Origin of the sequence: Flavobacterium sp. ENC, from assembly GCF_020991415.1 — a bacterium.
In the GTDB taxonomy this organism is placed as follows: domain Bacteria; phylum Bacteroidota; class Bacteroidia; order Flavobacteriales; family Flavobacteriaceae; genus Flavobacterium.
Genome location: NZ_JAJMOY010000004.1, coordinates 525,701 through 548,423 on the forward strand (window position 1 = coordinate 525,701; position 22,723 = coordinate 548,423).

Here is a 22,723-nt window from a genome sequence, read left to right on the forward strand (position 1 = left end):
CAAAGTTTCATAGGATCAAAGATTTTAACTTTGTCCCTTTGTCCCTTTGCATCTTTGTACCTCAAATTAATTATTTCCAATTCGAATTACATCCGCAAAAATCCCCGAAGCGGTAACAGCAGCGCCGGCTCCGGCTCCTTTTATAAGAAGCGGCTGATCTACATAACGATCTGTGTAAAAAAGCACGATATTGTCTTTTCCTTCTAAATTGTAGAAAGGATGATCTTTCGGAATGAATTGCAGGCCAACGCTTGCCTTTCCGTTTTCGAATTTCGCTACATATTTTAACCTGGAATCTTTATTTAGTGCTTCTTCATAAATAGTTGCGAAATGTGGAGCGTGTTTAATTAAGGAAGCAAAAAAGTCTTCGTTGTTTGTGGTCGCTAAACATTCTGCCGGCAAAAAGGATTCGTTGGCGATGGCATCAATATCCATTTCGTAACCGCTTTCGCGAATAAGGATCAGGATTTTACGGGCAACGTCGATTCCGCTCAGGTCAATTTTCGGATCAGGTTCTGTAAATCCCTGAACTCCGGCTTCTTTCACCACATCGTGAAAAGAATTATCCTTATCGAAATTGTTGAAAATGAAGTTCAGACTTCCGGATAAAACCGCCTGTATTTTATGCACTTTATCACCCGAAGCGATTAGGTTTTTAACGGTATCAATAATAGGTAATCCCGCTCCAACATTCGTTTCAAACAAAAACGGGGCATTATATTGACGTGATAGGTTTTTTAGTTTTTTGTAATTGTCATAGGCCGAAGAACAGGCAATTTTGTTACAAGTTACCACCGCAATACTTTGTTTCAGAAACTGTTCGTAAGTTTCGGAAACGGTTGCATTTGCTGTAATATCCACAAAAATACTGTTACGTAAATTCAGTTCTTTGGCGCGCTCGATAAAAGCTTCTTTATTAGCTGGTTCACCATTATCTAAATCCGCCTGCCATTCTTTTAAAGAAATTCCGTCTTCATCGAAAAGCATTTTTCTGGAATTGGATAACGCAATTACGCGGACATTAATTTTTAGATTCTCTTTTAGGAATTTTTTCTGGTTGTGAATTTGTTCGATGAATTTCTCCCCTACATTTCCAACGCCCATCACAAATAAATTCAGCTGTTTGGTGTTTTCTTCAAAGAAATTCTCGTGTAGTGTATTCAAAGCTTTTTTAACGTCTCTTTCGTTGATTACGGTCGAGATATTTCGCTCAGAAGCACCTTGAGCAATAGCCCGGATATTTACGTTATTTTTACCTAAAGTACTAAACATTCTTCCGCTTAATCCCTGGTGATTTTTCATGTTTTCACCTACCAAAGCAATAATGCAAAGGTCTTTTTCTACAATAGCAGGATCAATTTTGTTTTGTAAAATCTCGACTTCAAAAGCCCTGTTGATGGCTGCTTCGGCACTTTCAGCATCTGAATTTAAGATTCCGATACAAATCGAATGCTCGGAAGACGCCTGAGTGATAAAAATAACATTGATTTTTTCCTGTGATAATACTTCAAATAAACGTCTTGACGAACCCGCAACTCCAATCATTCCGGGGCCTTCCAGTGTTACTAAAGAAATATTGTCGATATGACTGATTCCTTTTACAACGGTATCTTTTGACGAAACCTGGCTTGAAATTAAAGTTCCTTCGGCTTCCGGTTCAAAAGTATTTTTGATTAAAATGGGAATGTTTTTTCTTAAAACAGGCTGAATGGTTGGCGGATACAGCACTTTCGCTCCGAAATGTGACAATTCCATTGCTTCCTGATAGGAAATAGTGGCAATAGGCTGTGCCTGTTTTACAATTTTCGGGTTGGCCGTAAACATTCCGTTGACGTCAGTCCAGATTTCCAGTTGTTCGGCATCAAGCGCCCCGGCAATAATAGCAGCAGTGTAATCAGAACCGCCACGGCCCAAAGTTGTTGTAATTCCGTCCAGCGTTAAAGCGATAAATCCCGGTAAAATGTTGATTTGTGCTTCATTTTCGGCAAAGTATTCCTGAATCAGCTGATTTGAAATTTCAAAGTTTACAACGGCTTTTCCAAAATCAGCATTTGTTTTAATGATTTCGCGGCTGTCTTTATACACCACACTTTTATTGATTTGCTGATACGCCTGTGCAATGATATAGGACGAAAGCAATTCCCCGAAACTTAAAATAGTATCAGCTGTTCTTGGAGATAATTCCCCCAATAAAAAGCAGCCGTCTAATAATGTTTCTAAGTGGTTAATGATTCTTTTTACATGGCTCAGCAAACTGCTTTGTTCGCTTACCGGAATCAATTCTTTTAAGGTGTCGAGGTGCTTTTTTTCGATTTCGGCAACGATTTCCCGGAAACTTTCATCATTAGCCGCCGCTTTTGCAGCTGCCAGCTGAAGTAAATCAGTAACTTTACTTAAAGCAGAAACCACAACTACTAATTTTCCCTGCTTAGAATTCTGGTCTATAATTTCGAGAACGAGTTTTATATTTTGTGCATTGGCAACCGAAGTTCCGCCAAATTTTAATACTTTCATTTTGATGTTTTTTTTCTTTTATGCAAATATTTTTATGTATCCAATACCTTTCTTCTTTTTAGAAAAAAGTATAGATAACCAGGATTATATGTAAAAATGTATACCCCTAAGGGGTAGTAGTAGTTGTAGTAGAAATTGTGGTAACAGCAATTGCAACTCTTGTTTGAGTTGTCATTGTAGATTGATATTTTGCGCTGTTACTTTTCATTTTGGTTTTTCAAAAGTACAGTTTTTTATAAAAGTTAAAAACCTTAATTTTCTTTTTACGAATATTTTAATAATTCAAATCTCATGAATTTAATATTGAGGTTTTGTCAGGATTAAATATGATAAATTGACGGATTCGTATATTTAGACTTGTTCTATTTGACGTTTGAAGAAGTTAACCGATTGATTTTTAATAAAAATGTTTGACAATAAGACAGGTTTAGTCTATAAGACTAATAGGAATTGTCGTTTTATCTTTGTGCAATTTCAGTTTTTATATTAAAAAAAGCAGTTATATCTGTAATTCGTATTGTGAAATAAATAAAAGAGAAGAATTTGTTTTGGTCAAATTTTAATTATTATGAACAAATGTTGCTTTTTAATATTGATTTGCTGAATTTTGGCGTCTTAAATTATAAACACCATGAGAGAAATCCATTATATAAGTACGGAAACCTTAAGTTTAGAAGCTTTACAAGAGATAATCGTCAATCAGAAAACACTTGAATTATCAGAGGAAGCAAAAGTAAATGTTCAGAAATGCCGTGACTATTTAGATAAAAAGATGGCGACACATTCCGAACCGATTTACGGGATCAATACGGGTTTCGGATCGCTTTATAGTGTGAAAATCTCTACCGAAAATTTATCCAAACTTCAGGAAAACCTGGTAAAATCGCATGCTTGCGGAACCGGGGAAGAGGTACCGGCTGAAATTGTAAAATTGATGTTGTTGCTGAAAATTCAATCCTTAAGCTACGGACATTCAGGAATCCAGCTACAGACCTTAAATCGTTTAGTCGATTTTTATAACAATGATATCTTACCTGTAATATATACGCAGGGCTCTCTTGGAGCTTCAGGAGATCTGGCTCCGCTGGCTCACTTATCTTTACCACTATTAGGAGAAGGCGAAGTCCTTTTTGAAGGTAAGAAAGTGCATTCCGGCGAAGTTCTAAAACATTTTAACTGGGAACCAATTGTTTTACAGTCGAAAGAAGGTCTGGCTCTGTTGAACGGAACACAATTTATGAGTGCTTACGGGGCGCATATTTTACTCAAAGCTTATAAATATTCGTATCTGGCAGATTTAATCGGAACCATTTCTTTGGAAGGTTTTGACGGAAGAATCGAGCCTTTCAACGAATTGATTCACTTTATCCGTCCTCACAAAGGACAAATTGTAACCGCTCAGCGCATCAACGAATTTCTGGAAGGAAGTGAAATTATTGTTCAGGAAAAGAAACATGTTCAGGACCCGTATTCTTTCCGTTGTATGCCTCAGGTTCACGGTGCTTCAAAAGATGCCATTGATTATGTTCGAAAAGTATTCAAGACAGAGATTAATTCAGTTACCGATAATCCAAATATTTTTATAGAAGCCGATCAGATTATTTCAGGGGGAAATTTCCACGGTCAGCCTCTGGCTTTGGCCTTGGATTTTATGGCAATTGCTTTGGCGGAATTAGGAAGTATTTCTGAAAGAAGAACTTATCAGTTGATTTCAGGATTGCGAAATCTTCCGGCATTTTTGGTAGACAATCCTGGATTAAATTCAGGATTTATGATTCCACAGTATACCGCAGCAAGTATAGCAAGTCAGAACAAACAGTTGGCAACGCCAGCCAGTATAGATAGCATTGTATCGAGTAACGGTCAGGAAGATCACGTGAGTATGGGAGCGAACGGAGCGACAAAAGCGTTACGCGTGATGGATAATCTGGAGCGTATTCTGGCGATCGAATTAATGAATGCTTCTCAGGCTATTGCCTACAGGGAGCCTTTGAAATCAAGTGAATTCATCGAAATGTTTTTAGGAAGTTACCGGGAAGTAGTGCCTTTGGTTAAAGAAGACAGAATCCTGCATTATGACATTCAGAAAACCGTTGAATTCCTGAATAGTTTCCAAATTGAAAATGATTTGTTAACAATGGCTTAACATTGCAAAATAATATTGAAGTAATTTTGCACTATCAAAAATAAAAAAATGTCAATAAACAGTATATTCCAATTTTTAGTGCCGAAAGACAAAAAATTCTTTCCACTTTTTGAAGAGGCTTCAAGCAATTTAATTGAATTAGCTTCTAATTTACACGAAGCTGTAAATCTTCCATTAAAAGAAAGAGAAGTTCTTTTTCAGAAAATTGATGAATTAGAGCAAAGAGGAGAAGACATTACACGTCAGACCAATTTAGAATTAAGCAGAAATTTTATTACTCCGTTTGACAGAGAGGACATTCACACATTAATTACTTCCATAGATAACGTAGCCGATTATTTGCATGGTGCTGCGAGCAGAATGAGACTGTATCAGGTAGACAAGATTACAAAATCTATCAGAAAAATGACAGAAATCAATCTTGAAGCTTGTCAGAACATTGATAGTGCCGTAAAAGAATTGAGAAATTTAAAGAATTTTAAAGTCATTAAAGATGCTTGTGCCAGAATTAATAAACTGGAAAACAAGTCAGATAACGTTTATAACAAAGCAGTTTTTGAAATTTTTGAAAACGAAACAGACGCTAAAAATATTATTAAATATAAAGAAGTTTTATCTGTTTTAGAATCAGCTACAGACAAGTGTAAGAGCGTTGCGAACATACTGGAGTCTATCTCTGTAAAACATTCTTAAATTCAATTTATTTCATTCTGAAGTTATAATTTATGACGCTACTTATAATTATTATAGTATTAGCTTTAATTTTTGATTACATCAATGGTTTTCATGATGCGGCAAATGCTATTGCTACAGTTGTTGCGACAAAGGTATTGACGCCTTTTCAGGCCGTACTTTGGGCAGCATTTTTTAACTTTCTGGCTTATTGGGTTTTCGGATTTGGTGTAGCGGATACTGTTGCAAAAACAGCGCATACCATGGAAATTAACCTGGTTGTAATTCTGGCCGGTGTTATTGCAGCAATTTGTTGGAATTTATTGACCTGGTGGCTTGGAATTCCTTCCAGTTCTTCACATACTCTTATTGGTGGTTTTGCAGGAGCGGCAGTGGCTCATGCTATAGCAGTACACGGTTTTTCGGGTTACATTGGTGAAGACGGAACTACACACTATTGGTACCAGATTGTAAGCTGGTATAAGGCCGGAAAAGATGGCGGAATGCCTTCAGGAGTCATTATCATTATTGCTTTTATTGTTTTAGCGCCCTTGTTAGGAGCTCTGGCTTCGTATTTAATCTCTATATGGTTATTAAATGCGTCCCGTAAAAGTATTTATCCTAAAATATTTACTGTTGTTTTAATGATTTTAACGATTTGGGTGGTTAGCAATCTAATGGTTCCTTATGAAGAGATTGTTAAGAATGGAAAGCCAAGATTCGATTCTCATTTTTGGAGTGTAGCTTTCGATCCGCATAATATTAAATGGTTTTTGGTGGCTTTTATCATCTTAACCGTAAGTGCTTTTTGTTTGATATTCAGTAGTCTGAATTTACATCAGGCGGATGCAGCTTTGAAGAAAATGCAATTATTGTCTTCTGCGGCCTTTAGTTTAGGACATGGTGGAAATGATTCTCAAAAAGTAATGGGAATTATTGCTGCAGCCGTAGCGGTATATATCCACACTAATCCGGGTGTTCATATGGCATCCTGGTTAGATGTTGTATTGCCAAACGATGATTTGGGTGTAAAAGGAGTAATGCCGGGATGGATTCCATTAGCGTGTTATTCTGCCATTGCAGCCGGAACTTTGAGTGGTGGATGGAAAATTGTAAAAACGATGGGTTCCAAAATCACAAAAGTAACTTCATTTGAAGGGGTAGCTGCTGAAACTGCCGGTGCTTTGACACTTTACTTTACAGAGCATTTAAAAATTCCGGTAAGTACAACACATACCATTACAGGTTCTATCATCGGGGTAGGATTAACAAAACGTGTATCTGCTGTTCGTTGGGGGGTAACAGTAAGTTTAATATGGGCTTGGATATTAACAATTCCTATTTCGGCTATTTTAGCTGGATTGGTTTACTTTATTTTAAGTTTATTTATTTCTTAGTAAAATGATTTTAGTGAAATGTGAGATGTAAAATCACATTTTAAAACATATAAAAAAGCTGATTTCAATTAAGAAATCAGCTTTTTTGTTTGCGTATGTTAGTTGTTTAATGGTTTAATGTATTTATTTTTACGGTTTAGTTATAGGAAACAATGGAAGAATTGGATCAAATAGAAAGAATCAAAAGTAAGCTGTTTAGTGCTAAAAATACGGATAGAAATTTAAAGGTATTTGGAGCAGGTAGTCATAAATATATTTTAGGAAATCCTGTAAGACCACTAGATATCTTAAATTTTGAAAATGAATATGATCTGGAACTTCCTGAATGTTATAAATCATTTTTACTTCATATTGGTAATGGTGGAATTTCACATTCAAATTCAGGAGCCGGACCTTATTACGGAATTTATTCTTTAGGGAAAAATACAGATGAATTTATCTATGAAAATACCAAAAGCTATTTAAAAGAAGATTGTAAAATTTCTCCAAAAATGTCAGGTGAATATTGGTCTGATCTAAACAAAAATATTGAAGAAAATGATACTATTTCGGATGAAGAATTTGAAATAGAATTAGGAAAAATATTTTCGGGATTATTACCTATCGGAAGCCAGGGTTGTACTTATTATCACGCACTTGTTTTAAACGGAGAATTTAAAGGAAGAGTTGTGAATGTTGATATTGAAAGGCAAAAACCAAGGTTTTCTTTTGAGTTGAATTTTTTGGACTGGTATGAAAGATGGCTTGATGAAGTAATATCAGGAGATTTAATAATAGATACACCAAGTTGGTTTGGATATAAAATGGGAGGTTCAGCAGCAGAAATTTTAGAAAAATATATTTCCGCTAAAGAAAATGAAACTAAAATAGAATGTCTGGACGGGATTCTAAACAAGCCAAAAATAAGTTCTGAAAATATTGGTATACTAGAGGTACAGTATAAAGTAAGTACTGGCGTAATAAAAGACAAGCTTCTTCAGATACTTACAAAATTTGATTATCAAAGGGCAAAGCCTTATCTGATTGATTTTACAAAGGAAAGTTTATTGAGTGTTTTTCAATTTGTATTTTGGTATGCAAAAGATAAAAGTTCTGATTGGCTTGAAATAATCGAAGCAAATTCAGAGAAAATAAATAACGAGGAAACGTTTAGATTTTGTACTTATTTGTTGAAAGAAATGAATATTGATTACGGTAATTTTATCATACCATTTACTTTAAATAAAAGCGACAATATAAAAATCAGTGCTTATTATTCGCTTGGGCAATTAGAAAATAAAATTGACTATGTCGATACTTTTATAGTAGGTTTACAAGATAGCTCAAATAAGGTTATTCATGCAGCGCTGCAGGCCGTGAATGGAATAAAGGATAAAAAACTTTTAGTATATTATAAGATGATTGCTGAAAAATTTCCAAAAGAGCAGGATTATATTTTATCCAATTTAAATCAAAATCTTAAGTTATTCGGATTGTCAACTACAACTATAAAAACTATTAACATTGATGTAATTAATGAGAAGAAATGGTTTGAGTTTTGGAAATAAAAAAAGCTGGTTTCGCTAAAGAAACCTACTTTTTTTGAATTTGGAATTTCAAATTATTGGAATTTTTAAAAATTTTATTTTCTAAAATTCTTATGATTGTGCTTTCTTTTATAATGCGTTTGTTTCAGATTCTTTTTGTCTTCAGAAATTACACTGATTGTACCGTCAATTTCAAGCATACAAAGCTTTACATCGGTAAAATGTTCCAATCCATGCTCACGCATCGCTTCTTTTAATTCGTCGTGGGAAATGTCTAATTTACTTAACGATTTAAAATCTAGTTTTCCGTCGTGAATTAAAATTTCAGGTTTGTCTAACAAGAGATTGTTCAGGATCTTGTATTTGTGCGTTAGTTTTTTGATGATAAAATTGATTACAAATAAAACCAGCGCAGCAACCAAACCTCCCCAAAGACTGGTGTCAGGGCCAACCATCGCATTCTGAACCGAATTACTAATTAGTAAAATCAGGATAATATCGGCTGTATTGAGCTGGGAGAGTTCCTTTTTACCAAAAATGCGAAGCGCGATGGTCATAAAAAAATAGACTGCCGCACTTCTGCCAATAATATCAAGATATGGGAATAATGTCATTGAATTATAACTTAAAGTTCTTCTCAATCGCTCTGATCATTTCTCCGGCTATATCTTTGTTAGTTGCACCTTCGATTCCTTCAAGACCCGGCGATGAATTTACTTCAAGCAATAAAGGTCCTTTTGAAGAACGGATAATATCTACACCGGCCACTTTCAAATCCATTGCTTTGGCGGCTTTTATGGCTATTTTTTTCTCTTCAGCAGTTACTTTTATAACAGATGCTGTTCCTCCAAGATGTATATTGGCTCTGAATTCGCCGGGCATTGCTTCACGCTGCATGGCGGCAACTACTTTTCCGTCGATAACAAAACAACGAATATCCTTTCCGTTGGCCTCTTTGATGAATTCCTGAACTAAAATATTTGCATTTAAACTTTTGAATGCATTAATAACACTTTCCGCCGCTTTTTTGGTTTCAGCCAGAACAACGCCTTTTCCCTGGGTTCCTTCCAGTAATTTTACGATTAGCGGAGAACCGCCTACCATTTTGATCAGATTGTCTGTATCTAAAGGAGAATTGGCAAAACCGGTAGTTGGAATGTCAACGCCGCTGTTTAACAACAATTGCAGCGAATATAATTTATCGCGGGACTGTGTTATGGCAGTGGCCGAATTCAGACAGAAAACCTTCAAAGCTTCAAACTGACGCGTTAATGCACAGCCGTAAAAGGTGATACTCGGTCTGATTCTCGGAATAATAGCATCAAACTGATTCAGGATTTTTCCGCCTCTGTAATGAATTTCAGGAGTCTTGGCATCCAGTTTCATATAACATTCCTTAATGTTTAGAAAATGCATCTCGTGGCCGCGCATTTCACCGGCCTCCATAATTCTTTTATTGCTGTACAATTCAGGATTACTGGCTAAAAGTCCGATTCGTAAACCGGAAGTCGCTTTTTCCGAATTTTGATATAATTCTTTTAATGATTCCGTAGTCGGCTGTCCTAATAAATATTTTTCTTCCGGATCAACAAGTACGCGCCCGCTCATGGCTTCACGGCCTAAAAGCATTCTGAAACCCATTGAATCGCGATTGGTCAATGTCATTTCGATGGGCCATTTTACATCACCAATTTTAAGGTTGGTCTGTATTACATACCTGTGTTCCCTGAAACCGCTTGAGCTTTTTACAATTCTTTTGTCCACCAGCGGAGCTTCACAATGTATGATAGTTTTGATATTATTCTGGATCGGATTAATATCAAATTTTACCCAATTGGCATCATTTTTTATAAAGGGAGCTATGTTTATAGCGTGCATTGCCGAGGTCTTGGCACCGGAATCTACACGAGCTTTGATTGTTGGAATTCCTAATTCCGGAAATGAGCACCATTCTTCGCTACCTAAAATGACTTTGTTTTGAAGCATATATTATGATTTGTTTTTATAGAATTTAATAGCCAAAAATAGCTATTTGCTTTTACTAAAGGTAGTAATTTATCTAAAAAAAATACCCGTTATGTTATGAAAACGTAACGGGTAAATTAACTTTGTTATAAATTTAAACTAATTTATGGATTAGTTGGCTCTTCGGCTTTGTGTATTTCTACAGAAAGTTCCTGAGAATCATCTTTCAGATCCATTAAGATTTCATCACCGGAATGTATTTTCGATGTGATAATCTCCTCTGCCAGTAAATCTTCAACGTATTTCTGAATAGCTCTTTTTAGCGGTCTTGCACCAAATTGTCTGTCAAAACCTTTCTCAGCGATAAATGCTTTCGCTTTATCAGTAAGACTTAAGTTGTATCCTAATTCAGCAATACGGGAATATAGTTTTTTAAGCTCAATTTCGATAATCAAATCAATGTCTGCTTTTTCTAAGGCATTGAAAACGATAACATCATCAATTCTGTTTAGGAATTCAGGAGCAAAAGTTTTTTTCAATGCATTTTCAATAATGCTTTTTGAATTATCATCAGCCTGAGCTACTTTAGCAGCAGTTCCGAATCCAACACCTTGTCCGAAATCTTTCAATTGGCGTGCACCAACGTTAGAGGTCATAATGATGATTGTGTTTTTGAAGTCGATTTTGCGGCCTAAACTGTCTGTAAGGTATCCGTCATCTAAAACCTGAAGCATCATGTTGAATACATCCGGATGTGCTTTTTCGATCTCATCTAAAAGTACCACACAATATGGTTTTCTGCGGACTTTTTCAGTCAGCTGACCACCTTCTTCGTAACCAACATATCCCGGAGGCGCTCCCACTAAACGGGAGATCGCAAATTTCTCCATGTATTCACTCATGTCGATACGAACTAACGCATCTTCAGAATCGAATAATTCTTTGGCTAAAACTTTCGCTAACTGCGTTTTACCAACTCCGGTCTGACCTAAGAAAATAAACGAACCAATTGGTTTGTTAGGATCTTTAAGTCCGGCTCTGTTACGCTGAATAGAACGTGCAATTTTAAGAACAGCTTCGTTTTGACCAATTACTTTGTTCTGAATTAATTCAGGTAATTTAGCCAGTTTGTTGCTCTCTGTCTGTGCAATTCTGTTTACCGGAATTCCGGTCATCATAGAAACAACATCAGCTACATTGTCTTCTGTAACTTCAATACGGTTATTTTTAGAATCTTCTTCCCATTGTTCCTGCGCGACAGCTAAATCTTTTTCGATGCGTTTTTCATCATCTCGAAGTTTGGCAGCCTCTTCATATTTTTGTTTTTTAACAACCATATTTTTAAGCTCACGCACTTCTTCTAACTGACGTTCCAAATCTAAAATTTGTTTCGGAACATCAATATTGGTAATGTGTACACGGGAACCAGCCTCATCAAGGGCATCAATAGCTTTGTCCGGTAAAAAACGCTCAGACATATATCTGTTTGTTAATTTAACACAAGCTTCAATGGCTTCCTGGGTATAGGTAACATTATGGTGATCCTCGTATTTGTCTTTAATATTGTTTAGGATAGCAATCGTTTCCTCAACAGAAGTCGGTTCCACAATTACTTTCTGGAAACGTCTTTCTAAAGCACCGTCTTTCTCAATATATTGTCTGTATTCGTCAAGAGTTGTAGCTCCGATACATTGGATTTCCCCTCTTGCCAAAGCAGGTTTGAACATGTTGGAAGCATCAAGAGAACCAGTTGCTCCTCCGGCACCTACAATGGTGTGAATTTCATCAATAAAAAGAATGATATCGTCGTTTTTTTCAAGCTCGTTCATAACGGCTTTCATTCTTTCTTCAAACTGACCGCGGTATTTTGTTCCGGCTACTAAACTTGCCAGATCAAGGGTTACTACACGTTTGTTGAAAAGAATACGCGATACTTTTTTCTGAATGATACGTAGTGCAAGTCCTTCTGCAATAGCAGATTTACCAACTCCGGGTTCTCCAATAAGAAGCGGGTTGTTCTTTTTTCTACGGCTCAGGATTTGAGAAACACGTTCAATTTCTTTTTCACGTCCTACTACAGGGTCTAGTTTTCCTTCTTCGGCCATTTCTGTTAAATCTCTCCCAAAATTATCTAAAACCGGAGTCTTGGATTTTTTGTTTGACTTATTGGCCGGATTATTAAAACTACTTTCTTTAAGACTGTCATCTTGTCCTGAATCGTCATTATACGATTCGTTTCTTGGCAAGTTTTCTAAGAATTCTTCTTCGCTTGGAGTCATATTTAAATATTGTTCTTTAGCTATGTCATAATCTATTTTCAGTTTATTCAACAGCTTGGTTGTTGGATCGTTTTCGTTTCGTAAGATACATAACAGCAAATGCGCCGTGCTAATCGATGAGCTCTGGAATACCTTTGCTTCAAGGAAAGTGGTCTTCAGTGCCCTTTCCGCCTGACGGGTAAGATGAAGATTCTTCTTTTCAGCATTGATTTCAACGCTTTGATTCGCTGGGCTGAGTACTTCTACTTTTCTGCGTAAATGATCTAAATCAACAGCAAGGTTATTAAGGATATGAATGGCTTTACCGTTTCCATCCCTCAAAATGCCCAGCATTAGATGTTCAGTACCAATAAAGTCGTGGCCCAAACGTAAGGCTTCCTCTTTACTGTAGGTAATAACATCTTTTACTCTTGGTGAAAAATTATCATCCATAATATATTAATTGTATTGTAAATTTAGTGAATTACTGTATGAAAAACAAAAACCATACCCTTCAGAATCTCATGACAGCTAAGAGACAAAAAAAAAGACAATAAAAGCGTTAAAAAACGCTTAATTTATTAACTAAAAGCTAAAATAAAGTTGTTAATAAATCATTGAAATAAGTGTAAGGAAATAGCTGAAAAAAATTCAAAAAAGCGTATATTGGCACGTTTTGAAACTAATATAATTATTTAATATAACAACTTATGTCTGAAGGAGAAAAGTTAATTCCTATTAACATAGAAGATGAAATGAAATCAGCTTACATCGACTATTCGATGTCGGTTATTGTATCGAGAGCACTTCCTGATGTCAGAGATGGTCTGAAACCGGTACATCGAAGAGTTCTTTATGGAATGTATGACTTAGGAGTAACTTCAAGATCTGCCCACAAAAAATCTGCAAGAATCGTAGGGGAGGTTTTGGGTAAGTATCACCCGCACGGAGATACCTCTGTGTATGATGCAATGGTTCGTATGGCTCAGGAATGGAGCATGCGTTATTTATTAGTAGACGGTCAGGGTAACTTTGGATCTGTCGATGGTGACAGTCCGGCAGCAATGCGTTACACGGAGGCCAGAATGCGCAAGATTTCAGAAGACATCATGGCAGATATCGAAAAAGAAACAGTTGATTTTCAATTGAACTTTGACGATACATTATATGAGCCAAAAGTAATGCCAACAAGGGTTCCTACTTTATTAGTAAACGGAGCAACAGGTATTGCAGTTGGTATGGCAACCAATATGCCGCCACACAATTTAACAGAGGTTATCAATGGTACTTTAGCTTATCTTGATAATAACGATATTGAAGTTGACGAATTAATGACACATATTAAAGCTCCGGATTTTCCAACAGGAGGTATAATATATGGTTATGAAGGTGTTCGTGAAGCTTTTAAAACCGGTAGAGGACGTATTGTCATGCGTGCCAAAGTTGGTTTTGAAGAAGTTGACGGAAGAGAATGTATCATTGTTACCGAGATTCCATATCAGGTGAACAAAGCCGAAATGATCAAACGTACGGCTGATTTGGTTAACGACAAAAAAATTGAAGGTATTGCGAATATTCGTGACGAATCGGACAGAAACGGTATGCGTATCGTTTATATCCTGAAACGTGATGCTACGCCAAACGTAGTTTTGAATACCTTATATAAATTTACATCCTTACAATCTTCTTTTAGTGTAAATAATATTGCATTAGTAAAAGGGCGTCCTCAAATGCTGAATCTGAAAGACATGATTCACTACTTTATTGAGCACCGCCATGATGTTGTCGTGCGAAGAACTCGTTTTGAATTGCGTAAAGCAGAGGAAAGAGCACACATTTTAGAAGGGTTAATTATAGCATCTGATAATATCGATGAAGTAATTGCAATCATCAGAGGTTCGAAAAATACAGAAGAAGCCCGTGAGAAATTAATCGAAAGATTCAATTTATCCGATATTCAGGCCCGTGCCATTGTTGAGATGCGTTTACGTCAGTTAACAGGTCTGGAGCAGGACAAGTTAAGAGCGGAGTTTGAAGAGTTAATGAAGTTAATCGAGCACTTGAAAGCTTTATTGGAAGATGTTAATTTAAGAACTGCTTTAATCAAAGAAGAACTGGAAGAAATCCGTGAAAAATACGGAGATGCCCGTCGTTCCCAAATTGAATATTCCGGTGGAGATGTAAGTATAGAAGATTTAATTGCCGATGAAAATGTCGTGATTACCATTTCTCATGCGGGTTATATCAAACGTACCAACTTAACAGAGTACAAAACACAGAACAGAGGTGGAGTGGGTCAAAAAAGCGCAGGAACAAGAGATCAGGATTTCCTTGAGCATATGTTCGTGGCAACCAATCACCAATACATGATGTTCTTTACACAAAAAGGAAAATGTTTCTGGATGCGTGTTTATGAAATTCCGGAAGGAAGCAAAACAGCAAAAGGAAGAGCGATTCAGAACCTGGTAAATATTGAAAGCGATGATAAAGTAAAAGCTTTCATCTGTACTCAGGATTTAAAAGACAAAGAGTATATCAACAGTCATAACCTTGTAATGGTAACAAAACAAGGTCAGGTGAAGAAAACTTCTTTAGAGAAATATTCTAAGCCAAGGGTTAATGGTGTTGCTGCCATTACTATTAAGGAAGGTGATGAGTTGCTGGAAGCGAAATTAACAAACGGGGAAAGCCAGATTATTTTGGCTGTTAAATCGGGTAAATTAGTTCGTTTTGAAGAAACTAAAACACGTCCAATGGGAAGAACAGCTTCCGGAGTCCGCGGAATTACGCTAAAAGACGATACCGATGAAGTAATTGGTATGGTTACTGTTGATAAAGAAAATGTGAACGATTCCCAAATTTTAGTGGTAACCGAAAACGGATACGGTAAACGTACCAAATTAGTGGATGACGACGGAGAAGATGTGTACAGAATTACAAATCGTGGAGGAAAAGGAGTTAAAACACTTAACATCACGGAGAAAACTGGAAAACTTATCTCGATTAATGCGGTAACCGATGCTGATGATCTGATGATTATCAATAAATCAGGATTGACCATCAGAATGGCTATCGAAGATTTACGTGTAATGGGTCGTGCTACTCAGGGAGTTCGACTGATTAACTTAAAAGGTAAAGATTCTATTGCTGCCGTAACAAAAGTTATGAAAGATGATGTAGCAGAAGTTATTGTTGATGAAGACGGAAACGTTATAGAATCAGCTATAGAGCGAGTAAAACCGGATCTTGAAGTTCTTGAAGATGATACTGTCGTAGAAGATGACGACGACGATTCTGACGAAGAAACAGAAGAGGAAGATGATTCTGAAGAAGAAGAATCCGAAGAATAAAAAAAAAGTCACAAAAAAGAAAATTAAATATACAAATTGAATACTATGAAAAGTAAATATGTAATACTTGCGTCAGCATTACTGATTTCAGTAGCTACTTTTGCTCAAAAAGATCAGATTAAAAGTGCAGAGAAAGCATTAAAAAGCGGAGATGCTCAAGGAGCAATTTCTATATTGAAAGATGCTGAAAATTTGGTTGTAAATGCCAAAGATGTTGAACAGGCACAATACTATTTTGTAAAAGGGAATGCTTACCTTGATTTGGCTACCAAAAAAGTAGATGAAAGTAAAAGTTTATCTCTTGCCGCTGAAAGTTATAAAAAACTAATTGACCTTGAAAAAGAGTCCGGGAAACTAAAATATTCTACTCAGGCAGCTACTTCAATTGCTCAGATTAAAGGAAATTTAATTAATTCGGCTATTGCAGATACTCAGGCAAACAAAAATGCTGAGGGAGCAAAAAAATTATACGATGCTTATTTGTTAGATAAAAAAGATACAATTAACTTGTATTATGCAGCTTCAACATCAGTAAATGCTCAGGATTATGATTCAGCTTTACCAATGTACGAAGAACTGAAAAAACTTAACTATTCCGGAAAAGGGACTAGTTATACGGCTTTAAATAAAGCTTCCGGAAATGAAGACGGATTTAATACCGCTAACGAAAGAGATTTGGCTGTAAAATTAGGAACTCACGAAAAGCCTAAAACAGAAAGTATTCCTTCTAAAAGAGGAGAGATTTACAAAAACCTTGCTTTGATTTTAGTTCAGAAAGGCCGTATCGAAGACGCTAAAAAAGCAATTGCTGATGCAAGAAAAACAAACCCGGAAGATTCTTCTTTGTTACTTACAGAAGCCAACCTGTATCTTGAAACCAAAGATTTTGATACCTACAAAAAATTAGTGGGCGAAGCTTTGCAAAAAGATCCGAACAATGCTGATCTTTTATTCAACCTAGGGGTAATTAGCGGAAATGCAAAAAATCCTGCTGACGCTGAAAAATACTATCTGAAAGCAATTGAAATCAATCCAGGCTATACAAATGCTTACCTTAACCTTGCAGCATTAAAATTAGAAGCTGAAAAACCAATTATCGATGAAATGAATAAATTGGGTAATTCTGCAAAAGATATGAAGCGTTACGATGTATTGAAAGCACAAAGAGAGTCTGTTTTTAAAGGAGTGATTCCTTACCTTAAAAAAGCAAACGAATTAGATCCTAAAAATGAAGATGTTGCTAAAACATTATTAGGTGTTTATAAAGCATTGGAAATGACAGCTGAAGCAAAAGCTTTGAAGGCTACAATGTAGTTTTGACTACAGTTTAAAAATTCCAATATTTAAAAATTCCAAATTCCAAATATGCTCAGCATTTTTTGGGATTTGGAATTTTTTTATTGGGATTTTCCACTATGATTCTCAAAATTTGTTGCTTAGGAAGATTAGCTGTTACTGCAAACAATTTATAAAAGTTGCAATATTTAAAAATCCAAATTCCAAAGATGCTGAGCATGATTGGAATTTGGATTTTTTTTATTGTTTTTTTTAAATATGTTCCTTAACTGACTAAGGTAGCAGAAAGTGTAATAGTAGTATTTAAAAGTTTGGAAATCGGACAAATTTCTTTTGCTTTAAGGGCTGTTTTTTCAAACTCTTCCGCTGAAATGGAAGGTACTTTTCCTTTAAGGTCCAAATGAATCAAAGTTATGGTTCCGTCTTCAAAAGTTACTGTCGCTTCCGTAGCCAAATCATCTGCAGTAAAGCCACCTTCGTTTAGCAAAAAGCTTAATTGCATCGTAAAACAGCCTGAATGCGCTGCAGCAACCAGTTCTTCAGGATTTGTTCCGACTCCGTCTGCAAATCTTGTTTTAAAGGATAATTGAGCATTATCAAGAGTTGTACTTTGTGTGCTGATTGTTCCTGTTCCTTCCATGCCCGTTCCTTTCCAGTTGGCATTTGCTTTTCTTGTAAATTTCATTGTATAATATTTTAAGGTTTATAATCTTTTGATTCTCAAATATAATCAATATTTTAAAGAATAGTTTTATGAAATTTAATTAGAATGTTAAGTTTGGGGTTGATGTTTCTTTTGTTTCAGGTTTAAAGTTTCAGCGTTTGTCAGGCTGAGCGGAGTCGAAGCCTCGTTGCTATTGAAAGATATTTAAAAAGAGCTTTGCATTGTCTGCGTTTAAAACACGATATAAATATAAAAGCTGCAATGAAGATTTTTCATTGCAGCTTTTATTTATTAAGGACGGCTTAACGTTGCGTGGGTTTCGACTCTGCTCAACCTGACAATTGTTGCTAAGCCTGATGTTTCATGTTATTCCTGACCTAAATTACGTAATTGTTTTAGTTTATCTTTCCAAACCTCAAGGCTTTCTTTGTGAATAGCAATGTTTTTGCGGACTTCAAGAACAATTGAATTCTCTTTTTTAGCATTTTTAGTATTCGTAAAAAACTGAATGTTATTTTCTAATTGGAAAATTTCGTTTTGAACTTCTTCAATCTTACGCATCAGGAAGATTTTTTCGTTGTCCAGTTTTCTCGTATCATTGCTTTCTGACAAGGAATCAATTCGGTTAGAGAAACGCATCATTTCCGTTTCTTTTTTACTCAAACTTAATTTTTCAAAAAGGGCATCTAAAATTTTATTGAATTTACCTTCAATATGACGTCTTGCGAATGGTACTTTTCCAAATCCCTTCCAGGTTTCAATATGCAATTTTATGGCATCCAAATCTGTTTTGTGGTCTCCGGTAAGCTGATACGCTCTAAGGATATCCAGATAGGCTTTTTTATGATCAAAAGCAGCTACCTCGTCAACATTTTCTTCGGATTTGTGTTCTTTTAATTTATCGAAATAATGATTGCAGGCATCTTTAAATTCCTTCCAGATTTTATCTGAATATTTTTTGGGAACGTGGCCAATCTGTTTCCATTCATCCTGAATTTGCTTCATGATTGGAGTAGTGGCAGCAAAATCAGTACTTTCCTGTAGTTCTTTGGCTTTGGCTACAAGCGCCATTTTTTTGTTTAAATTATCGTTTTGGTCTTTCTTAATGTCTTTGTAAAATGAATTTTTGAAAGAATTAAAATTTCTAACGGCAGTTTTAAAAGAAGCCCATGTTTCCTCATTTACTTCCGATGGCACTTTTCCAGCTGCAAAGAACTCATTTCGTAAAGCTTCTACTTTTTGAATCTGAACCAGCCACTGCGAATGGGAGTTTACTTTTTCAGTACCTAAAACTTCTATTTTAGCAATAATTTCTTTTTTAAGATCAAGATTTTGCTGCTCGTTTGCGCGCTGACTTTCAAATAAAACCTCTCTTTTATCGTGGATTTTTTTAGTCAGTTCACTAAATTTATTCCAGATGGTATCGCGGTGTTCTTTGGAAACAGGTCCGATATCTTCTTTCCAGATTCGGTGTAAATCCTGTAGTTCACGGAAAGCTTTGCTAATATCCGTTTCATTTACTAATTCCTCAACGCGGGTAATGATTTTTTGCTTTTGCTCCAGGTTGTATTTGAAATCCAAATCCCTGGCTTCACGGTCCAAATGCAGATAATCATAGAAATTTTCTACATGAAAGTGGTAATTATTCCAGACGTGATTGTATTTGTCTTTTGGAATTGGGCCTGCATTTTTCCATCTTTCTCTTAAATCATTAAAATGCTTAAGCGTATCTTTAATGTTTTCCTGCGGGTTTATAAGTTCTTTTAGCTCTTCGACAATAGCAAGTCGATTGTCTAAATTTGATTTTAAATTGGTTTGTAAGTGTTTAAAATGAACGTTTCTCTTTTCTCTGAAAACATTATAGTATTCATCAAATTTAGATTTTAACGGAGAATGGTATTCAAATTCTTCATTCGGATCTTGTCTGGAAGCATTAAATTCTTCTTTTTTCTCCTCAATCAGATGGTTGTATTGTAATAAAAATGCTTTTTTGATTTCTTCGATATGATCTTTTACAGACATTGCTTTATCTAAGTGCACGAGCTTTTTCAACTCGTCAACAAGTGCATCTAACGAAAAAGTATCGTAATCCTGCATAGGAATATCATGGCGCTCTTTCAGCGTTTCATCTTCACTCTCTTCCGCATTTGAATTTGTTATGGCATCCAGTGCTTCCTGATGGTCAGTTTCTGTGGCTTCAGCAGTATTTTCAGGTTCAGTTTCAGTATTTGAAACAGAATCTTCAGCTGTGATTTCAGTATCTGATGTTTCAGTTGCATCATTCTGTACAGAATCGCTTAATTCGATTCCTGATTTTCCATCTGCTTCCTGCAGGTTATCATTCTTTTCTTCTAACATTTTAAATGTATAAGGTTTATTGTTTTAAACAGTGCGAAAGATAGTAAAGGTGTTTCTAAATACAAAATAAATCGTTTGTTTATACGCTATTTTAGAGTGAAAATCTTATTTATTGCCCTGTTTTGCAAATATGATATTGATTTTTTTATCCTTTTTTTTGAAGTTAATATAAAATTTGAATTTGAAGAATTTTAAATAAAATCATATTAAACGATCGTTTTTAATCTTTAGATTCTGATTTTATTTAGAAATCACTTTTGAATTAAAATACTTTTTATTTCTAATTCAAAAAAAAAAGAACAGTACCAAAAGGCACAGCAGTAACTGAAAAGCTTGCCTGCAGAATGTGTTCTGTAACGTATAAGAAAAGGACGAATCTTAAAATCACGGAAGATTCTAAGATTCGTAAGTGTATCGTGGTGGAGGAAGTTTATTTGTTCCAGATTTTCCAGGCTTTTTCGGCCTGAAAAATCAGCATGTCATATCCATTTTTTATAACAGCTCCGCGTTCTTTTGCATTTTTTAGAAATTGCGTTTCTTCCGGATTGTAAATTAAGTCGTAAGCAATATGCTTATTGGTGAAAAATTCATAAGGAAGATTGGGACAGGCTTCAATATTTGGGCTCGTTCCTACCGGGGTACAGTTGATAATAATTTGAAAATTATCAAAAGTAGTGGCATTGATTAAGTCATAATCAATAATGTTTTCCTTAGCTTCCCTTGACACAAAAGTATAGAGAATGTCAAGTTCGTCAAGGGCAAAAGCAACTCCTTTTGAGGCACCGCCGGTACCTAAAATAAGTGCTTTTTTATGATGTGGCTCTAAGAGTGGTTTCAGTGATTTTTTGAAACCGTAATAATCCGTATTATAGCCTTTTAATTTTCCGTTTTTGGTAAATTTAATGGTATTGACAGCACCGATTAAAGTAGCTTTTTTTGAAAGTTTATCTAAAAAGGGAATGACTTGTTCTTTGTATGGAATCGTAACATTCAGGCCTTTTAAATCGGGGTTATTTTTAATCAGTCCGGAGAAATGATTAATTTCAGAAATATCAAAATTTTCATAGGTGTTGCCTGCAAAAACTTCATCCTTAAATTTTTCTGTAAAATATCCTTTCGAAAAAGAGTAGCTAATATTACGGCCGAGTAAGCCAAAACGTCTTTTTAAAATATCAATCATTATTCTTTTCTGTGTTTTTCAATATAATTTTTTACCATCTTTTTTGACCACACGACAGGAAACAAATCTTCGATTAGAATATAATTGTCAAAATTTAAACGTAAGCCATTGCTTAAATGAAATTTTGCTTTTGTATTGTCCTGAATCATGAAATACAGTCCTGCCAGACGATATTCGATTTCGTTTTCTTCAGGGAAATATTCGGATGCCTGTAATAAAGTCTGAATAGCACTGTCAAATTCACCTAAAAATTGCAGGATATCTACCCAGAATAACCAGGTATCCAAAGCGTAATCGCCAAATTCAACTGCCTTTCTGTATCCGAATTCGGCTTCCTCAAAGAAGTTCATTTGTTTGTTTATCGTGGCGTAACGTTTCCAGTACAAGCGATTCTGATTATCGATTGCCAATGCTTTGTTGACAAAGAATAAGGCTTTTTGAAAGTTTTTCTGGCGAACGTGAAAATCAGTTATGGCAATCCATCCTTTGTCCAAAAGCGGATCTTCATGGACCGTCTGATTGTAATATTGCAGGGCTTTGGCGGAATTGCCTAATTTTTCGTAGCATTTTCCAATACGCAATAAAGCATAAGAAGTCGCATCGTCTAACTCGATGGTGCGGTTGTAGCTTTCAATTGCCTTAGTGTAATTTTTCAGGCGTTCGTAAGCTTTTGCTTTTTCCATGAAAGCACCCAGGAATTCGTCGTCAATCAGGGTAGCATAATCAAAAGCACGAATGGCATTTTCATATTCTTTTACGCCATAATGCAGGCGTCCAAGCTGATGCCAGGCAATCTCGCTGTAAGGGTTTTTATTGATGTAATCGTTAAGGTATAAAATAGCTTCCTGATTTTGATCTAAAAATTCAAAACAGTAAACTACATTATAAAGGGCAGACTGATCTTCTAAATCTTCTTCAAGACATTTGATAAAACTGTCTTTTGCCATCTCGAGGTTGTCCATAAAGAGATATTCCATTCCGATTAAGTTGTACACGTCAGCGTAATCGTCTGTATATTGCAGGGCGATTTTAAGTAATTCTACCGCTTTTTCGTGCTGATCTCTCTTGGAACAGATATTGGCTTTCTGGATGTAAATTTCCTCGTTGTTAGGTTCAATTGCATACAACTCGTTTAAAAGCTTTTCAGCAATATCGAGTTTGTCGTCGTAAACCAGCATTTCTACTTGTACTAATTTTAAGCCCGTAGATTTCGGATGTTGGTCTAATGCAAGTTTTAAGGCCTTTTTTGCTAAATTAGCCTTGCCTATATCTAAATAGTGAAGAATAATTTCTTCAAATTCTTCAGAATCAAAAAAGAGTACTTTGTTCGTTTTTAACATCGACTCAAATTTGGATAAGGATAGGTTATAATCTTCTTCTTCGTTGCTTAATTGCAT

General features: G+C 35.6%; 14 protein-coding genes. 6 read left to right on the forward strand and 8 right to left on the reverse strand.

The window, feature by feature from the left end:
• Window positions 1-66: 66 nt before the first annotated feature.
• On the reverse strand, window positions 67-2,514 hold the full coding sequence (gene thrA, locus LPB89_RS13805) for a bifunctional aspartate kinase/homoserine dehydrogenase I (protein ID WP_230702348.1): 2,448 nt from the start codon (window positions 2,512-2,514) through the stop codon (window positions 67-69).
• A 631-nt stretch (window positions 2,515-3,145) separates the two neighbouring features.
• Here thrA and hutH point away from each other — a divergent pair.
• The 4 genes from hutH to LPB89_RS13825 all read left to right on the forward strand — a co-directional run bounded on the left by hutH (window position 3,146) and on the right by LPB89_RS13825 (window position 8,276).
• Window positions 3,146-4,660, forward strand: a complete 1,515-nt coding sequence (hutH, locus tag LPB89_RS13810) for a histidine ammonia-lyase (RefSeq protein WP_230702349.1) — start codon at window positions 3,146-3,148, stop codon at window positions 4,658-4,660.
• 48 nt (window positions 4,661-4,708) lie between these two features.
• Window positions 4,709-5,353, forward strand: coding sequence for a DUF47 domain-containing protein (locus LPB89_RS13815; RefSeq protein ID WP_056250900.1), 645 nt, complete (start codon window positions 4,709-4,711; stop codon window positions 5,351-5,353).
• A 32-nt stretch (window positions 5,354-5,385) separates the two neighbouring features.
• Window positions 5,386-6,729 carry an inorganic phosphate transporter gene (locus LPB89_RS13820; RefSeq protein ID WP_230702350.1) on the forward strand — a complete coding sequence of 448 codons (1,344 nt, stop codon included), beginning with the start codon at window positions 5,386-5,388 and terminating at the stop codon, window positions 6,727-6,729.
• Window positions 6,730-6,881: 152 nt separating this feature from the next.
• A complete protein-coding gene (locus tag LPB89_RS13825) occupies window positions 6,882-8,276 on the forward strand; it encodes an SMI1/KNR4 family protein (RefSeq protein WP_230702351.1) in 1,395 nt (464 codons plus the stop codon).
• Between the two features lie 74 nt (window positions 8,277-8,350).
• Here the strand turns inward: LPB89_RS13825 and LPB89_RS13830 are convergent, their stop codons facing one another.
• The 3 genes from LPB89_RS13830 to LPB89_RS13840 all read right to left on the reverse strand — a co-directional run bounded on the left by LPB89_RS13830 (window position 8,351) and on the right by LPB89_RS13840 (window position 12,931).
• Window positions 8,351-8,869: a DUF421 domain-containing protein gene (locus LPB89_RS13830; RefSeq protein WP_230702352.1), complete on the reverse strand. Its 519-nt coding sequence runs from the start codon at window positions 8,867-8,869 to the stop codon at window positions 8,351-8,353.
• A gap of 4 nt (window positions 8,870-8,873) precedes the next feature.
• On the reverse strand, window positions 8,874-10,241 hold the full coding sequence (gene rimK, locus LPB89_RS13835; RefSeq protein ID WP_127337223.1) for a 30S ribosomal protein S6--L-glutamate ligase: 1,368 nt from the start codon (window positions 10,239-10,241) through the stop codon (window positions 8,874-8,876).
• Window positions 10,242-10,384: 143 nt separating this feature from the next.
• A complete protein-coding gene (locus LPB89_RS13840) occupies window positions 10,385-12,931 on the reverse strand; it encodes an ATP-dependent Clp protease ATP-binding subunit (protein ID WP_230702353.1) in 2,547 nt (848 codons plus the stop codon).
• Window positions 12,932-13,188: 257 nt separating this feature from the next.
• Between LPB89_RS13840 and gyrA the strand changes: the two genes are divergently transcribed.
• A complete protein-coding gene (gene gyrA / locus LPB89_RS13845) occupies window positions 13,189-15,828 on the forward strand; it encodes a DNA gyrase subunit A (protein ID WP_230702354.1) in 2,640 nt (879 codons plus the stop codon).
• A 45-nt stretch (window positions 15,829-15,873) separates the two neighbouring features.
• Window positions 15,874-17,142: a lipopolysaccharide assembly protein LapB gene (locus tag LPB89_RS13850; RefSeq protein WP_230702355.1), complete on the forward strand. Its 1,269-nt coding sequence runs from the start codon at window positions 15,874-15,876 to the stop codon at window positions 17,140-17,142.
• A gap of 247 nt (window positions 17,143-17,389) precedes the next feature.
• Here LPB89_RS13850 and LPB89_RS13855 read toward each other — a convergent pair whose 3' ends face one another.
• The 4 genes from LPB89_RS13855 to LPB89_RS13870 form a co-directional block, all read right to left on the reverse strand.
• The gene (locus tag LPB89_RS13855; protein ID WP_230702356.1) at window positions 17,390-17,809 is read right to left on the reverse strand and encodes an OsmC family protein; all 420 of its coding nucleotides are present in this window, start codon (window positions 17,807-17,809) and stop codon (window positions 17,390-17,392) included.
• 345 nt (window positions 17,810-18,154) lie between these two features.
• Window positions 18,155-20,146, reverse strand: a complete 1,992-nt coding sequence (locus LPB89_RS13860) for a DUF349 domain-containing protein (protein WP_230702357.1) — start codon at window positions 20,144-20,146, stop codon at window positions 18,155-18,157.
• 430 nt (window positions 20,147-20,576) lie between these two features.
• Entirely contained in the window at window positions 20,577-21,326 is a 750-nt protein-coding gene (locus tag LPB89_RS13865) for a shikimate dehydrogenase (protein WP_230702358.1), read from the reverse strand.
• Window positions 21,326-22,723 (reverse strand): tetratricopeptide repeat protein, encoded by a 1,398-nt coding sequence (locus tag LPB89_RS13870; RefSeq protein WP_230702359.1) that lies wholly within the window; start codon window positions 22,721-22,723, stop codon window positions 21,326-21,328. The genes LPB89_RS13865 and LPB89_RS13870 overlap by 1 nt, the downstream gene beginning before the upstream one ends.

Coding starts and splice junctions, on each gene's coding strand:
- thrA (WP_230702348.1), bottom strand. CDS start 2,514: ATGAAAGTATTAAAATTTGGCGGAACTTCGGTTGCCAATGCACAAAAT.
- hutH (WP_230702349.1), top strand. CDS start 3,146: ATGAGAGAAATCCATTATATAAGTACGGAAACCTTAAGTTTAGAAGCT.
- LPB89_RS13815 (WP_056250900.1), top strand. CDS start 4,709: ATGTCAATAAACAGTATATTCCAATTTTTAGTGCCGAAAGACAAAAAA.
- LPB89_RS13820 (WP_230702350.1), top strand. CDS start 5,386: ATGACGCTACTTATAATTATTATAGTATTAGCTTTAATTTTTGATTAC.
- LPB89_RS13825 (WP_230702351.1), top strand. CDS start 6,882: ATGGAAGAATTGGATCAAATAGAAAGAATCAAAAGTAAGCTGTTTAGT.
- LPB89_RS13830 (WP_230702352.1), bottom strand. CDS start 8,869: ATGACATTATTCCCATATCTTGATATTATTGGCAGAAGTGCGGCAGTC.
- rimK (WP_127337223.1), bottom strand. CDS start 10,241: ATGCTTCAAAACAAAGTCATTTTAGGTAGCGAAGAATGGTGCTCATTT.
- LPB89_RS13840 (WP_230702353.1), bottom strand. CDS start 12,931: ATGGATGATAATTTTTCACCAAGAGTAAAAGATGTTATTACCTACAGT.
- gyrA (WP_230702354.1), top strand. CDS start 13,189: ATGTCTGAAGGAGAAAAGTTAATTCCTATTAACATAGAAGATGAAATG.
- LPB89_RS13850 (WP_230702355.1), top strand. CDS start 15,874: ATGAAAAGTAAATATGTAATACTTGCGTCAGCATTACTGATTTCAGTA.
- LPB89_RS13855 (WP_230702356.1), bottom strand. CDS start 17,809: ATGAAATTTACAAGAAAAGCAAATGCCAACTGGAAAGGAACGGGCATG.
- LPB89_RS13860 (WP_230702357.1), bottom strand. CDS start 20,146: ATGTTAGAAGAAAAGAATGATAACCTGCAGGAAGCAGATGGAAAATCA.
- LPB89_RS13865 (WP_230702358.1), bottom strand. CDS start 21,326: ATGATTGATATTTTAAAAAGACGTTTTGGCTTACTCGGCCGTAATATT.
- LPB89_RS13870 (WP_230702359.1), bottom strand. CDS start 22,723: ATGCAATTAAGCAACGAAGAAGAAGATTATAACCTATCCTTATCCAAA.